14 protein-coding genes are annotated in these 13,501 nt (G+C 68.2%); 5 read left to right on the top strand and 9 right to left on the bottom strand.

Annotation, left to right across the window (positions count from 1 at the left end):
- Positions 1-15 precede the first annotated feature (15 nt).
- From fmt to truA, 3 genes are all read left to right on the top strand, one after another.
- On the top strand, positions 16-951 hold the full coding sequence (gene fmt, locus MNI96_RS14950; RefSeq protein WP_249694502.1) for a methionyl-tRNA formyltransferase: 936 nt from the start codon (positions 16-18) through the stop codon (positions 949-951).
- A 96-nt stretch (positions 952-1,047) separates the two neighbouring features.
- Positions 1,048-1,575, top strand: a complete 528-nt coding sequence (locus MNI96_RS14945; protein ID WP_249694411.1) for a GNAT family N-acetyltransferase — start codon at positions 1,048-1,050, stop codon at positions 1,573-1,575.
- A gap of 34 nt (positions 1,576-1,609) precedes the next feature.
- Positions 1,610-2,443 carry a tRNA pseudouridine(38-40) synthase TruA gene (gene truA / locus MNI96_RS14940; protein ID WP_249694409.1) on the top strand — a complete coding sequence of 278 codons (834 nt, stop codon included), beginning with the start codon at positions 1,610-1,612 and terminating at the stop codon, positions 2,441-2,443.
- Here truA and MNI96_RS14935 read toward each other — a convergent pair.
- From MNI96_RS14935 to MNI96_RS14925, 3 genes are all read right to left on the bottom strand, one after another.
- Positions 2,380-3,273 carry a DUF2189 domain-containing protein gene (locus MNI96_RS14935; protein WP_502960345.1) on the bottom strand — a complete coding sequence of 298 codons (894 nt, stop codon included), beginning with the start codon at positions 3,271-3,273 and terminating at the stop codon, positions 2,380-2,382. The two genes, truA and MNI96_RS14935, sit on opposite strands and share 64 nt — an antisense overlap.
- A gap of 140 nt (positions 3,274-3,413) precedes the next feature.
- Positions 3,414-4,586 (bottom strand): succinyl-diaminopimelate desuccinylase, encoded by a 1,173-nt coding sequence (gene dapE, locus MNI96_RS14930; RefSeq protein WP_249694407.1) that lies wholly within the window; start codon positions 4,584-4,586, stop codon positions 3,414-3,416.
- A 49-nt stretch (positions 4,587-4,635) separates the two neighbouring features.
- Positions 4,636-5,064 (bottom strand): DUF805 domain-containing protein, encoded by a 429-nt coding sequence (locus MNI96_RS14925; protein WP_249694406.1) that lies wholly within the window; start codon positions 5,062-5,064, stop codon positions 4,636-4,638.
- A 206-nt stretch (positions 5,065-5,270) separates the two neighbouring features.
- On the opposite strand from MNI96_RS14925, the gene MNI96_RS14920 reads away from it, so the two are divergent.
- The gene (locus MNI96_RS14920; RefSeq protein ID WP_199681134.1) at positions 5,271-5,936 is read left to right on the top strand and encodes a class I SAM-dependent methyltransferase; all 666 of its coding nucleotides are present in this window, start codon (positions 5,271-5,273) and stop codon (positions 5,934-5,936) included.
- A gap of 33 nt (positions 5,937-5,969) precedes the next feature.
- Here the strand turns inward: MNI96_RS14920 and dapD are convergent, their stop codons facing one another.
- Entirely contained in the window at positions 5,970-6,830 is an 861-nt protein-coding gene (gene dapD, locus MNI96_RS14915) for a 2,3,4,5-tetrahydropyridine-2,6-dicarboxylate N-succinyltransferase (protein WP_249694405.1), read from the bottom strand.
- 164 nt (positions 6,831-6,994) lie between these two features.
- Between dapD and MNI96_RS14910 the strand changes: the two genes are divergently transcribed.
- The gene (locus MNI96_RS14910; RefSeq protein ID WP_249694404.1) at positions 6,995-7,900 is read left to right on the top strand and encodes an EamA family transporter; all 906 of its coding nucleotides are present in this window, start codon (positions 6,995-6,997) and stop codon (positions 7,898-7,900) included.
- 32 nt (positions 7,901-7,932) lie between these two features.
- On the opposite strand, the gene MNI96_RS14905 is transcribed toward MNI96_RS14910, so the two are convergent.
- The 5 genes from MNI96_RS14905 to MNI96_RS14885 all read right to left on the bottom strand — a co-directional run bounded on the left by MNI96_RS14905 (position 7,933) and on the right by MNI96_RS14885 (position 13,483).
- Positions 7,933-8,454 carry an alkylphosphonate utilization protein gene (locus MNI96_RS14905; RefSeq protein ID WP_249694403.1) on the bottom strand — a complete coding sequence of 174 codons (522 nt, stop codon included), beginning with the start codon at positions 8,452-8,454 and terminating at the stop codon, positions 7,933-7,935.
- Between the two features lie 100 nt (positions 8,455-8,554).
- Complete coding sequence (locus MNI96_RS14900; protein WP_249694402.1) at positions 8,555-9,439, bottom strand: DUF817 domain-containing protein; 885 nt, start codon at positions 9,437-9,439, stop codon at positions 8,555-8,557.
- Positions 9,440-9,454: 15 nt separating this feature from the next.
- Complete coding sequence (locus MNI96_RS14895; RefSeq protein WP_249694401.1) at positions 9,455-10,192, bottom strand: pyrimidine 5'-nucleotidase; 738 nt, start codon at positions 10,190-10,192, stop codon at positions 9,455-9,457.
- Positions 10,189-11,076, bottom strand: coding sequence for an acetylglutamate kinase (argB, locus tag MNI96_RS14890; RefSeq protein WP_249694400.1), 888 nt, complete (start codon positions 11,074-11,076; stop codon positions 10,189-10,191). Before argB ends, MNI96_RS14895 begins: the two co-directional genes overlap by 4 nt.
- A gap of 139 nt (positions 11,077-11,215) precedes the next feature.
- Positions 11,216-13,483: a sensor domain-containing phosphodiesterase gene (locus MNI96_RS14885; protein WP_249694397.1), complete on the bottom strand. Its 2,268-nt coding sequence runs from the start codon at positions 13,481-13,483 to the stop codon at positions 11,216-11,218.
- Between the last annotated feature and the right edge of the window lie 18 nt (positions 13,484-13,501).

The following is a 13,501-nucleotide window of genomic DNA, read 5'->3' as shown; positions in this document are numbered from 1 at the left end:
GGAGAAATCATGACCTTGCGCATCGTCTTCATGGGAACGCCGGAGTTTTCCGTTCCGACCTTGATGGAGATCGTCGGCCAGGGTCACGATGTCGTCGTCTGCTACACCCAGCCGCCGCGCAAGGCCGGCCGGGGCATGGATGAGCGCAAGTCGGCGGTGCACCAGGCGGCGGAGACGCTGGGCATTCCGGTGCGCTGCCCGCAATCGCTGAAAAGCGAGGAGGAGCGCGCCGCCCTTACCGAGCTGGCGCCGGACGCGGCCGTCGTCGTCGCCTACGGCCTGCTGTTGCCGCAGGCGGTGCTCGACATCCCGGTGCATGGCTGCCTCAACCTGCATGCCTCGCTGCTGCCGCGCTGGCGGGGTGCGGCGCCGATCAACCGGGCGATCATGGCCGGCGACCTGGAAACCGGCGTCGAGGTGATGCGCATGGAAGCCGGGCTCGACACCGGGCCGGTCTACATGGCCGAGAAGCTGGCGATCGGACAGGACATGACGGCCGGCGAGCTGCACGACCGCCTGTCGGTGCTGGGCGCCGACCTGATGGTGCGCGCGCTCGCGGCCCTGCCGCGCGGCGGCCTGGTGCCGACGCCCCAGGCCGAGGAGGGCGTCACCTACGCCCGCAAGATCGACAAGGCCGAAACGCGGATCGACTGGGCCCTGCCGGCGCGCGAGGTGCACGACCATGTGCGCGGGCTCTCGCCCTTTCCCGGGGCCTGGTGCGAGATGGAAATCGCCGGTCGCAGCGAGCGGGTGAAGGTGCTGCGCACTGCGCTGGACGAGGGTGCCTCGGGCGAACCGGGCACGCTGCTTTCCACCGGCGACGAGCTGCTGGTCGCCTGCGGCAGCGGCGCGGTGCGGTTGGTGCAGCTGCAGCGCGCCGGCAAGAAGCCGATGCCGGCGGCCGAGTTCCAGCGCGGGGCGCAGCTCAGCCCCGGCACCCGGCTTTCGTGAACGGGGTCATCCATCGCCAAGCGGACGCCCGGCAGGCTATGATGCCGGGCGAACCAGACCGCTGTCAGGTGCCGCGAGGCCGAACGGACCATTCAGATGACCCATCCTGCGCTTGAACCCGAGATCCGCCCTGCCACCCCTGCCGAGGAGGCCGATATCTCCATGGTCATCGCCACGGCCTTCGGCGACGAGGCCGAGGCGCGGCTGGTCGACGAACTGCGCTCCTGCGGTGCGCTGGTGCTGGAGCGGGTGGCGGTCGACCGGGACGGGCGCGTCGTCGGCCATATCGCCTTCTCGCGGGTGACCGGGTCGGGCGCCGGCCACCGCCTTGCCATCTCCTGTCTGGCGCCCGTTTCCGTCAGTCCCGACCGCCAGCGCGGCGGCATCGGTTCGGCGCTGATCCGCGCCGGGATCGCAGCCCTGCGCGAGGAGGGCGAGGATCTCGTCCTGGTGCTGGGCCATCCCGGCTATTACCCGCGCTTCGGCTTCGATCCGGAGCTTGCGAAAAAGGTCGCCGGCCCCTATGCGGGACCTGCCTTCCAGGCGCTGGCGCTGAGCGAGGCCGCCCGTGCGGCCCTTCCCATCGAGGTCACCTTCGCCACGCCCTTCGAGGCCTTCGAGTAACCCCGCGCGACAACCGGCGAGCCGATCCCGTTCCATGCCCCGCTACAAGCTGACAGTCGACTATGACGGCCGCCCTTTCGTGGGCTGGCAGCGGCAGGACAACGGTCCGTCCGTGCAGGGCGTGATCGAACGCGCGGTGAAGGCGTTTTCCGGCGAGACGGTGACCATCGGCGGGGCGGGGCGCACCGATTCCGGCGTCCACGCGACCGGGCAGGTCGCGCATCTCGACCTTGCAAAGGACTGGCCGGCGGCGACGGTGCTCGGCGCGCTCAACTTCCACTGCCTGCCCGATCCGGTCGCGATCCTCGCCTGCGAGAAGATGCATGAGGGGTTCGATGCCCGCTTTTCCGCGATCCGCCGGCACTACCGCTATCGCATCGTCAACCGGCTGGCGCCGCTGACCCACGACCTGGGGCTGGCCTGGCACGTGAAGAAGCCGCTGGATGCTGAGGCGATGCACGAGGCGGCGCAGGTCTTCGTCGGCCATCACGACTTCACCACCTTCCGCCATTCGCGCTGTCAGGCGAAGAGCCCGTGGAAGACGCTGGAAGCCTTCAGCGTGCGCCGCGAGGGAGAGAGCCTCATTGCCGAATGCTCGTCGCGCTCCTTCCTGCACAACCAGGTCCGCTCGATGGTCGGCACGCTGCGGCTGGTCGGCGAGGGGCGCTGGGGGCCGGAGGATGTCGCGAAAGCGCTGGCGGCCCGCAGCCGCGAAGCCTGCGGCCCGGTGGCGCCGCCGGATGGGCTCTACCTGACGCAGGTCGACTACCGCCCGGCGGAAGAGGACGCGGCCTCGCTGGCCGCCTATCGCGCCGGGCTTGTCGCCGCGGCGGGCGAAGAGGCCGACGAGGCGTTCTCCGGCGACTGAAGGCCGGCCTCGTCCTCCTGCGGGGCGGGCGGCACCAGCTTGCGATAGAGATGCCAAGTGGTGTGGCCGAGCACCGGCAGGGCGACGAGCAGGCCGGCGAAGAGCGGCAGCATCGACACGATCAGCGTTGCGGTGACGACCAGCGCCCAGCCGATCATCGGCTTCGGGCTGGTGACGACCGCGCGCACGCTGGTGATCATCGCGGTGATGAAGTCGACGTCCCGGTCGAGCAGCATGGGGAAGGAGACGACGGTCAGCGAGAACAGGATGACCGACAGGACCGCGCCGATGGCATTGCCGATGACCAGGAACATCAGGCCTTCCGGCGTCGTCACCACCACCTCGACGAAGGCGCCGAAGGAGGCGAACGACTTGAAGCCGAGGAACAGGGCGAGCAGCAGCCGCACCTGGTACATCCACATGATCTGGACGAAGAGCACGACGAAGGCCATCCAGGCGATCTCGCGCTTGCGCTGCGCCCAGACGACGCCGAGGACGCCCGGCCACTCGAGCGGCGCACCCGTCTCCAGCCGGCGGCTGACCTCGTAGAGGCCGACGGCGATGAACGGGCCGATCAGCCCGAAGCCGATGGCCAGCGGATAGCTGAGATAGCTCATGTGCAGGGCGGAGGCGGTAAGCAGCACCAATATGCCGCCAAGGGCATAGACGGCGCCGAAGAACAGGCCGAAGCGCGGCGCCGCCCGGAAGTCGCGCATGCCGGCGCCGAGCGCGTCGACGATGGCATCGAAGCCGATGGCGTTGACCCGCGTCGGATCGGGCCGCCGCGCGGGCTGTCCGTCGATGGTGCCGCCGCCGTGATCGCCCGTCATTGCCTGCCTCCCCTGGCGCACTTGTTTCCCGATGCTGCAACAAGCAGTCTTAGTCAACCAAGAACGCGCCTGCCCGTCATCTTCGGAAAGATACTTGCGGCTTGGCCGTGTGGGTGACGGGGAGGGGAGAGATTCGTCGGTTAGCCGGCGAAATAGCTGTCGAGGAAGCGGCGATAGATCGCCGTCAGGCCGTCGATTTCGGTGAGCGGCACGCGCTCGTCGACCTGGTGCATGGTCTGGCCGACGAGGCCGAACTCGACCACCGGGCAGTAGTTCTTGATGAAGCGGGCATCCGAGGTGCCGCCGCCCGTCGACAGCTCCGGCCGGCGGCCGGTCTCCGCTTCCACGGCGTCGGCCAGCGCGTCGATCAGGTCGGCGTCATGGGTGAGGAAGCTGTCGCTGGAATCGCTGGTGAACTCGAGCTGCCAGTCGCAGGTGAGCCCTTCGACGGCGGCAAGCTCGGCACGCAGATGCGCCTTGAGGCTGTCCACCGACCAGATGTCGTTGAAGCGGATGTTGAAATTGGCGACCGCCTTGCGCGGGATGACGTTGAAGGCGGTGTTGCCGACATCGACGGTGGTGATCTCCAGGTTCGACGGCTGGAAGCGCTCGTTGCCGGCATCGAGCACAAGCGCGTCGAGGCGGGCGAGCAGCGCCAGCATGTCGGAGACCGGGTTCTTCGCCAGATGCGGATAGGCGACATGGCCCTGCACGCCGGTGACCGTGACGATGCCCGACAGCGAGCCGCGCCGGCCGACCTTGATCGCATCGCCGAGATGGTCTGGATTGGTCGGCTCACCGACGATGAAGGCGTCGAACCGGTGGCCGCGCTCGGCCGCCCATTCCAGCAGCTTGACCGTGCCGTTGACCGCCGGGCCTTCCTCGTCGCCGGTGATCAGGAAGGAGATGCGGCCCGGCAGGGCCTCGCCCTTGTCCGCGACATAGGCGATGGCGGCGGCCGCGAAGGCGGCGATGCCGCCCTTCATGTCGACCGCGCCGCGCCCGTGCAGGATGCCGTCCTCAATCGTGCCCTCGAACGGGCCGTGCCGCCAGGCGCCCGCATCGCCCGCCGGCACCACGTCCGTATGGCCGGCAAAGGCAAGGTTCGGACCCCTGGTGCCGATGGTGGCGAAGAGGTTCTCCACGTCCGGCGTGCCGTGGTCCGAGAACACCATGCGCTCGACCGCGAAGCCGGCCGCCGTCAGCCGCTCCTCCAGCAGGGCGAGCGCGCCGCCCTCGGCCGGCGTCACGGACGGACAGCGCAGCAGGTCGCGGGCAAGGGTGGCAGCAAGGGAAAGGGAACGGTCGGTCACGGGCAGGCGGCTTTCGGATGGAAGGGCGGGAGCGGAAAGGGACGGGGCGTCAGGATGGTTTCGCCCAGCGGCTGTTCGGGCGCGGGCCATAGGCGTTCGGCCCCGGCTCGCCGGGCATCAGGCCGAGGCCGATGACGAAGAAGAAGTTGATCACCGGCACGAAGATCAGCACGGCGAGGAAACCGGTGAGGCTGCGGTCCTGCAGCCGCTTGATGGCGAGCGCCAGAACGACCCAGTGGCTGGCGAACAGCATGTAGGGCAGCAGCGGATGCGAGTTGACGAAATCCTCCATCGACACGACCGCGGTCTGGTCGCCGGGAATTTCCAGGGTCTGGACCCAGAGGCTGACGGGGATCGCGAAGACCGCCCACAGGAAGCCGAGCGCCAGCATGTAAGGCTCGCGCGAGACGCGGCCGATCGGGCTGAAGAACAGCCAGAACGGCCCCAGCGGGCCCGGATATGCTTGCGGCTGCGACATGGAACTTCCTGGACGGGACACGGTCTGCTGCCTTCGAAGTAGGCCGCCGGCGAGCGACAATCAAGCCGCTTGCCGGGATTGTCCCGCCCTGCGCGGCGTTTTGCCCGCCCGTTAATCGGCGGTTATGGGAATGCTGCTACGCAAAAGGCCGTGGTCGGACGCCCGCCCGCACCGCCGACGACGCCAGAACCGCCGGGAGAGTATCCGTGTTCAGCCTTTCGCCCGCCTCCTCCAGCAATGTCTTCCGCAAGCGGCGGGTCCAGCGCCTCAAGGCGATGGTCGCCGACCATGTCGCGGCGAAGGGCCGTTGCCGCATCGTCGATCTCGGCGGCACGCCGGAATTCTGGCACGTGTGGCGCGACGAGATGAATTTCGACGGCGTCACCATCACCTGCATCAATCTCGGCTTCACGGCGGAGACGGACGGCAGCCTGCCGATCGAGCTGGTGCATGGCAGCGCCTGCGACCTGCCCGAGCATGCCGACAACTCCTTCGACGTCGCCTTTTCCAATTCGGTGATCGAGCATGTCGGCAGCTGGGCCAACAAGTCGGCCTTCGCCCGCGAGGCGCGGCGGCTGGCGCCGAGCCACATGATCCAGACGCCGAGCTTCTGGTTCCCGATCGAGCCGCATGCGCGCTTTCCGCTGCTGCACTGGCTGCCCGATCCGCTGGTCTACCGGATCCACCTGGCGATGCGCACGGGCTTCTACCCGCGCGCGGCCAATCTCGACGAGGCGATGGTGTCGCTGGAGGATGCGCGCCTGCTGGACGGCCGGCAGATGCGCTATCTCTTCCCCGACTCCGAACTGGTGACCGAACGCTTCATCGGCCTGCCGAAGTCGCTGATGGCGGTCCGCCACGCCGTCTCCTGACGGCGCGGCGACACGGCCAGGGCTTTTGCGCGATCAGGCGCGCAGCAGCTCGTTGATCGAGGTCTTGGAGCGGGTCTTCTCGTCGACGCGCTTGACGATCACCGCGCAGTAAAGGCTGGGGCCCGGCTCGCCGCTGGGCAGCGGCTTGCCCGGCAGGGTGCCGGCTACCACCACCGAATAGGCCGGCACCTCGCCGTAGAAGACCTCGCCGGTGGCGCGGTCGACGATCTTGGTCGACTGGCCGATGAACACGCCCATGCCGAGCACCGCGCCCTCGCGGACGATGCAGCCCTCGACGACTTCCGAGCGGGCGCCGATGAAGCAATTGTCCTCGATGATCACCGGGCCGGCCTGGAGCGGCTCGAGCACGCCGCCGATGCCGACGCCGCCCGACAGGTGCACGTTGCGGCCGATCTGGGCGCAGGAGCCGACGGTCGCCCAGGTGTCGACCATGGTGCCTTCGCCGACATGGGCGCCGAGATTGACGAAGGACGGCATCAGCACGACGTTCTTCGCGATATGGGCCGAACGCCGGACGATGGTGCCCGGCACCGCGCGGAAGCCCGCTTCCTCGAAGTCGACGCCGCGCCAGCCGTCGAACTTGGACGGCACCTTGTCCCACCAGGTGGCATCGCCCGGGCCGCCCTCGATGATCTCCATCGGGTTGAGGCGGAAGGACAGCAGCACCGCCTTCTTCAGCCACTGGTTCACGACCCAGTCGCCGCCCTCGGCCTTTTCCGCCACCCGCGCATGACCGCGGTCCATAAGATCGAGCGCGGCGTTCACCGCATCGCGCACTTCGCCCGTGGTCTGGGCGTTGATCGTGTCGCGGTCCTCGAAGGCGGCGTCGATGATGGAGGCGAGCTTCGCCTTGTCGGTGTTGGCAGTGGTCATGCGCGCGTGTCTCCGGAAAATGTGCCTGGGAAAACGTCTGAATTCGTCGCGCGGACCTAAGCGCCGCTCCCGCGCGAAGTCAAGGCCGGGCCGTCTGCAGGACCGGCCTGTGCCTTCGCATTTTTGCCTGTCGCGCACCGGCCGCTTCCTGTATGTGGCAGCTCATGGACTTGTGGATCCCCATCACGGTTTTCGCCGCCTTCTGCCAGAACGCCCGATCCGCCCTGCAACGCCACTTCACGGCGCGGCTGGGCACGACCGGCGCCACCTTCGTGCGCTTCGGCTACGGCGTTCCCTTCGCGCTGCTCTATCTCGCCGGGCTGCATTTCCTCGGCGGTATGCCGCTGCCCGAGCCGAACGCCTCCTTCGCGCTCTTCGGCATGATCGGCGGCATCGCGCAGATCCTTGCGACCTTCCTGCTGGTCTACCTGTTCTCGCTGCGCAACTTCGTCGCCGGCACGGCCTATTCGAAGACCGAGCCGGTGCAGGCGGCGATCTTCGGCCTGGTGCTGCTGGGCGAGACGATCACGCCGCTGGCGGGCGTTGCCATCGCCGTCGGCGTCGTCGGCGTGATCTTCGTGTCGCTGGCCGGAAAGCCGGTAGGTGCGGGGGCGCTATTGTCCGCGCTGACCGGACGTCCGGCGCAGATCGGCCTTGCCTCCGCGGCGATGTTCGGCATCTCGGCCGTGTGCTACCGCGCCGCCTCGCTGGCGTTGGGCGGTCCCGGCTTCCTGATGCAGGCCGGCTTCACCCTGGCCTTCGTAACCGCGTTCCAGACGCTGGCCATGGTCGCCTGGATGGCCCTGCGCGAGCCGGGCCAGTTGCGCGCCAGCCTGACCCATTGGCGCGGCGCGGTCTGGGTAGGGCTGGTCGGCGTTGCCGGCTCGGCCGGCTGGTTCACCGCCATGACGCTGGAAAAGGTCGCCTATGTGCGCGCGCTCGGGCAGGTGGAGCTGGTCTTCACCTTCATCGCGTCCTGGTGGTTCTTCCGCGAGAAGCTGCTGCCGGGCGAGATCGTCGGTACGGTGCTGATCGCCGGCGGCATCGTGCTGCTGCTGCTGGGCACCTGAGGGCGCTCAGCAACGAGGCTCAGGAACGGGCCTCAGGCTTTCTTCACGAACTGGCAGAGGATGACGATCCGCTGGCCCTCGACCTTGCCTTCCAGATGGTTGGCATTGTCGGGGACGAGGGCGATCTTGCGCACCGCCGTGCCGCGCTTGGCGGTGAAGCCCGCGCCCTTGACCGGCAGGTCCTTGATCAATGTGACGGTGTCGCCGGACGCAAGCACCGTGCCGTTGCAGTCGACATGGACGATGGCGTCCTCGCCGTGTGCTGCGCCGCCTGCCTCGGCCCAGGCCAGCACCTCGGGCTCCAGCCAGGCGATTTCCAGCGCCTCGCGCGCCCAGGGCGCTTCGGGCAGGGCTTTCAGAAGGCGCCAGGCCAGAACCTGCACCGCCGGCTCGGGGCTCCAGATCGCCTCGTTGAGACACCGCCAGTGCGGCCCCTCCTGCGGCCCGTCCTCCGCGCCGGCCCGGCAAACGGGGCAGAGCGGCACGCTGTCCTCGCGCGGGGACACGGCAAAGGCGGACGCGCCTTCGGCATTGCAAAGGGCACAAGATGTCATGGGATGTCCTGTCGGCGGAACACGGAAGAAAGGTCACGGGTGGCATAGGCCACCGGCGGCGCCGCGTCCAGCCGCACGAACAGCGACATTTTCTCCAGGCTCAGGGCTCCCGGCGCGGGCGGTTGACCAGCGACACCAGCACGAAAGAGATGATCATCAGGAGCACCCAGGCGTTCAGCTTGGCGATGGAGACCAGCGTCCAGCCGTCGGCCTGGTCGGGATAGCGCCAGGCGCGGGCGAAGGTGCCGATATTCTCCGCCAGCCAGATGAACAGCGCGACCAGGAAGAAGCCGAGCACCAGGGGCATGCGATGCCGATAGCGGTAGACCGAATAGTGCACCCAGGTCCGCCCGTAGAGCAGGAACAGGGCGGCGAACAGGCCGAGCCGGATGTCGATCGTGTAGTGATGGGTGAAGAAGTTCACATAGATCGCCAGCGCGAAGAGCCAGGTGGTCCAGAGCGGCGGATAGCGGGAATAGGCGAAGTCGAAGATCCGCGACACGCGCGCGAGATAGCTGCCGACCGCCGCATACATGAAGCCGGAAAACAGCGGCACGCCCTGGATGCGGAAGAAACTCTCCTCTGGGTACACCCAGGACCCGGCGGCCGTCTTGAACACTTCCATCGCCGTGCCGACGACGTGGAAGATCAGGATGACCTTGGCCTCGTCCAGGGTCTCGAAGCGGGCGGCGAGCAGCCAGACCTGGATCGCCAGTGCGGCGAGGAAGAGAAAGTCGTAGCGGGCAAGCGCAGCCCCTTCCGGATACCAGAAGCGGGTGGCGAGGATCAGCGCGAGCAGCAGCGCGCCGTAGATGCAGGCATAGGCCTGCTTGACGCCGAAGGCGAGGAACTCGACCCCGGCCCGCGCCAGCACGCCGCCGCCGAGGCGCCGGTAGACGAAGGGGAGCGTCCGGTGCAGGGCCCGCTCCGTCCGGGACGCCGCATTGGTCGGCCGCGCGAGCCGGCGCACGAGGTCAAGCCGCATCGCCCGTCTCCGCGCTCAGGCGTTCATCGCCCCGTGCACCGCGTTGAGGAACCCGGCCAGGTCGTCGGTGACGAAGTCGACATGGGGCGCGTTCTGCCCCTCCAGCTCCCACTCCTCGCGGAAGACGCCGCGCGTGCCCTCGGGCACCAGGAGCACCGAGCGCATGCCGAGCTTGTGCGGCACCTGCAGGTTGCGGGCGAGATCCTCGAACATGGCGGCGCGCGCCGGCGACACGCCGGTCTTTTCCAGGAACCGATTATAGGTCTCCAGGTTCGGCTTGGGCAGCAGGCCGGCGGCGACGATGTCGAAGATGTCGTCGAAATGCTCGGAAATACCGAGCCGGGCCGCGGTACGCTCCGCATGCGGGCGGTCGCCGTTGGTGAAGATGTACTTCTTGCCCGGCAGCCGCGCGATCGCCCGCCCCAGCTCCGGATTGGGCTGCACCGGCGAATAGTCGATGTCGTGGACATATTCGAGGAAGGCGTCCGGCTCGATCTGGTGTTCGATCATCAGCCCGCGCAAGGTGGTGCCGTAGTCGCGGTAGAACGCTTTCTGCTTCGCCCGCGCCTCGTCCGCCGCCAGCCCGAGATGGCGGGCGATATAGTCCGAGATGCGCGCATCGATCTGCGAGAACAGGTCGGAGCTCGGCGGATAGAGCGTGTTGTCGAGGTCGAAGACCCAGGCCTCCACGCCCGTGAAGACCCGCAGGTCCTGTTCGTGCGCGTGGGGCCCCTCAACCGGCGTGATGCTCATGGGCGCAGCAAGGTCCCGGCGCCCTGGTCGGTGAACAGTTCCAGCAGCACCGCATGCGGCACCTTGCCGTTGAGGATGACGACGCCCTCGACGCCGCGCTCCAGCGCCTCGATGCAGGTCTCGACCTTGGGGATCATGCCGCCGGAGATCGTGCCGTCCTCGATCAGCGCGCGCGCCTGCGAGACGGTGAGTTCCTTGATCAGCTTGCCGCTCGCGTCCAGCACGCCGGGCACGTCCGTGAGGAACAGCAGCCGCTTGGCGTCGAGCGCGCCGGCGATGGCGCCGGCGAAGGTGTCGGCATTGATGTTGTAGGTCTCGCCGTCGACGCCGGGAGCGACCGGCGCGACCACCGGGATCAGCTCTTCCTTCATGACCAGGCGCAGCACGGTCGGATTGACCTCCGCCGGCTCGCCGACGAAGCCGAGGTCGAGGATCTGCTCGATCGCCGAATTGGGATCGCGTACCCGCCGCTGCAGCTTCTCGGCCGTGACCATGTTGCCGTCCTTGCCGCACAGGCCGACCGCCTTGCCGCCCTCGGCATTGATCAGGTGGACGATCTCCTTGTTGATCGAGCCGGCGAGAACCATCTCGACGATCTCCACCGTCGCCTTGTCGGTGACGCGCAGGCCGTTGCGGAACTCGCTCTTGATGCCGAGCCGGTCGAGCATCGTGCCGATCTGCGGGCCGCCGCCATGCACCACCACCGGCAGCACGCCGGCAAGGCGCAGCAAGGTGATGTCGCGGGCGAAGGCATTGCCGAGGGCCGGATCGCCCATGGCATGGCCGCCGTATTTCACCACCACGACCTGGTCGTCGTAGCGCAGCATGTGCGGCAGGGCGGTGGAGATGACCTTGGCGGGATTGATCGGGGCGGTTTCGGTCATGGACGCAGTGGCACCTCGGCTGGACATGAGGAAGGGCGGACGAGCATCCGCGCATCGACGAAGGTCTATAGCTGCTTTCGGATATGGGCTCAATTGCGGCCCGGCAAAGACGGGTAGCGCGAAAGAGGGGGCAAAGCGGTCAGACGGCGCTCGCCTTGAGCTGGGAGGATGCGGTGGCGACCGCCGCGGCCTGCATTGCGGAGGCCGGCGCCTCGGCCGCGCCGATCAACGCGGCGATGCGCTCGGCGGCGACGGGGCGGGAGAAATGGAAGCCCTGCAGGTCGTTGCAGCCGATCAGCGCGAGGAAGTTCTTCTGTTCCTCGGTCTCGATGCCTTCCGCCGTCACCTTCAGTCCGAGATCGACGGCCAGCTTCACCACCGCGTGGGTGACGGTGTTGTAGTCGACCTTCTCGCCGAGCCCGCGCACGAACTGCCGGTCGACCTTGATCCGGTCGATGGGGAACTGCAGCAGGTGGTTCAGAGAGCCGTAGCCGGTGCCGAAATCGTCGAGCGCGATGGAAACGCCGAGCAGCTTCAGCTTCTGCAGCGTTTCGGCGAGATCGGCGCCGGGGGCCAGCAGGATGTTCTCCGTGACCTCCAGGTCGAGATTGCGCCCGTCGAAGCCGGTGCGCTCCAGGATCGAGCGGACCCGGTTGACCAGCCGCGGGTCGCGCAGCTGCCCGGAAAACAGGTTGACCGACAGGCGGAAGCCGTGCGGCGCGGTCAGCGCCCAGGGGCGGGCGGTGCGGCAGGCTTCCTCCAGCACCCAATAGCCGACATCGGCTGCCTGGCGGGTGCCGTCGAGCGCGGCGATGAAAGCGGCGGGCGACAGCGTGCCGCGGGTGGGGTGGTTCCAGCGCATCAGGGCCTCGGCGCCGATGACGGCCTCGTCGGCGATGCGCACCACCGGCTGGTAGAGCAGGTGGAACTGCTGTCGCTCGACCGCCTCGACGAGTTCGCGCGCCAGCGTGTTGCGCTCGTCCGCCTCGCGCCGCATGGGCACATCGAACACCATGAAGCGCCCGCGGCCCTTGGACTTGGCCTCGTAAAGGGCAAGGTCGGCATTGCCCATCAGCTGGCTGAACGAGCCGCCATGGTCCGGCAGGACGGCAATGCCCATGCTGCAGCCGCATTCCACGCCCTCGTGCTCGTCCGTTCCCGCGACCGGGACGGAGATGGCCTGGGCAAGGCCGGCGGCATATTCGGCGATCGCCCCGTCGCGGGCGAGCGAGGGCTCGAGAATGGCGAACTCGTCGCCGCCGAGCCGGGCGACGGTCGCCTGCGGTCCCGCATGGGCGCGCAGACGCTCCGCCGTCTCCATCAGCAGCCGGTCGCCGCTGGAATGGCCGAACGTGTCGTTGACCAGCTTGAAATGGTCGAGGTCGAGCAGGAACAGCGTCGCTTCCTCGCCGGTCTCCTGCCAGCGGCGGAAGGCGTCGGTGACGCGCGTCTCGAAGGTCGCGCGGTTGGCGAGTCCCGTCAGCGGATCGTGGCGCGCAAGATGCTCCAGCTCCCGGTTCGCGACTTCCATGTCGGTGATGTCGCTGGCCGTGCCGCGATAGCCGAGGAAGGTTCCGTCGGCGCCGAAGACCGGACGGCCGCTGATCGAGTGGAACCGCTCCTTGCCTTCCCGGTAGCAGCGGAAGCGGACATCGCGGAACGGCAGATGGGCCTCCAGCATCCGTCGGTGCTCGGCCCAGAACTCCGGGCTCTCGCCATTGCCGGACGGGGCGTCCCAGCGGGTCTTGCCGATGAAGCTCTCCATCTGGAGCAGATACCGGTCGGCGCTGGGCGAGAGATAGGTGAAGCGGAATTCCGCGTCCTGCTCCCAGATCCAGTCAGAGGCGATCTCCAGATAATCGGAGAAGCGCGCATCGCGCCGGCGGCCCTCCAGCAGGCGAACGGTGAGGTTTGTGAGATGGACGAGGCTCGCCAGTTCGTCCTCGCTCAGCCCTTGCGGACGGATTCTGTCGTCGATGACGCAGAGCGTGCCGATGGGAAAGCCGTTTTCCAGCCGCACGGGACAGCCGGCGTAAAAGCGGTTGCCGCCCTCCATCTCCACATAGGGAAAGTGCTTGAAGCGCGGGTCGGCGGTCAGGTCGGGGACGATAAGCGGCTGGTCGGCCCGGTAGGCGACGCCGCAGACCGAGGTGGCGGCCGGAACCCGCGTCGCATCGCTCCCCGTGCCGGCCAGCACCAAGACCTCGGGCCCGTGCACGAAGGTGACGAAGGCCTTGCGGCAGCGGGTGATGCGGGCGGCGAGGCGGACGATCCCGTCCAGCGCCGGATCGGGAGAATGGCCGACAAGTTCCAGACTGGCGATTTCGGCACGCAGCCGGGCATCGCCAGGCCGTCGCATCGCCGTCCCGGACGTGCCGTCCATGGCATTCCCGCGTTCGACTTGCATGCGGTTGTCCCCTCGATT

Source organism: Stappia sp. WLB 29 (assembly GCF_023507705.1).
GTDB lineage: Bacteria > Pseudomonadota > Alphaproteobacteria > Rhizobiales > Stappiaceae > Stappia.
Note: the sequence above shows the minus strand (reverse complement) of the source record. Positions and strands in the feature narration are given on the sequence as shown.

Excerpts from the sequence above, each read along its gene's own strand:
- MNI96_RS14945 (WP_249694411.1), top strand. The coding sequence starts at position 1,048 with ATGACCCATCCTGCGCTTGAACCCGAGATCCGCCCTGCCACCCCTGCC.
- truA (WP_249694409.1), top strand. The coding sequence starts at position 1,610 with ATGCCCCGCTACAAGCTGACAGTCGACTATGACGGCCGCCCTTTCGTG.
- MNI96_RS14935 (WP_502960345.1), bottom strand. The coding sequence starts at position 3,273 with ATGACGGGCGATCACGGCGGCGGCACCATCGACGGACAGCCCGCGCGG.
- MNI96_RS14925 (WP_249694406.1), bottom strand. The coding sequence starts at position 5,064 with ATGTCGCAGCCGCAAGCATATCCGGGCCCGCTGGGGCCGTTCTGGCTG.
- dapD (WP_249694405.1), bottom strand. The coding sequence starts at position 6,830 with ATGACCACTGCCAACACCGACAAGGCGAAGCTCGCCTCCATCATCGAC.
- MNI96_RS14910 (WP_249694404.1), top strand. The coding sequence starts at position 6,995 with ATGGACTTGTGGATCCCCATCACGGTTTTCGCCGCCTTCTGCCAGAAC.
- MNI96_RS14905 (WP_249694403.1), bottom strand. The coding sequence starts at position 8,454 with ATGACATCTTGTGCCCTTTGCAATGCCGAAGGCGCGTCCGCCTTTGCC.
- MNI96_RS14900 (WP_249694402.1), bottom strand. The coding sequence starts at position 9,439 with ATGCGGCTTGACCTCGTGCGCCGGCTCGCGCGGCCGACCAATGCGGCG.
- MNI96_RS14895 (WP_249694401.1), bottom strand. The coding sequence starts at position 10,192 with ATGAGCATCACGCCGGTTGAGGGGCCCCACGCGCACGAACAGGACCTG.
- argB (WP_249694400.1), bottom strand. The coding sequence starts at position 11,076 with ATGACCGAAACCGCCCCGATCAATCCCGCCAAGGTCATCTCCACCGCC.
- MNI96_RS14885 (WP_249694397.1), bottom strand. The coding sequence starts at position 13,483 with ATGCAAGTCGAACGCGGGAATGCCATGGACGGCACGTCCGGGACGGCG.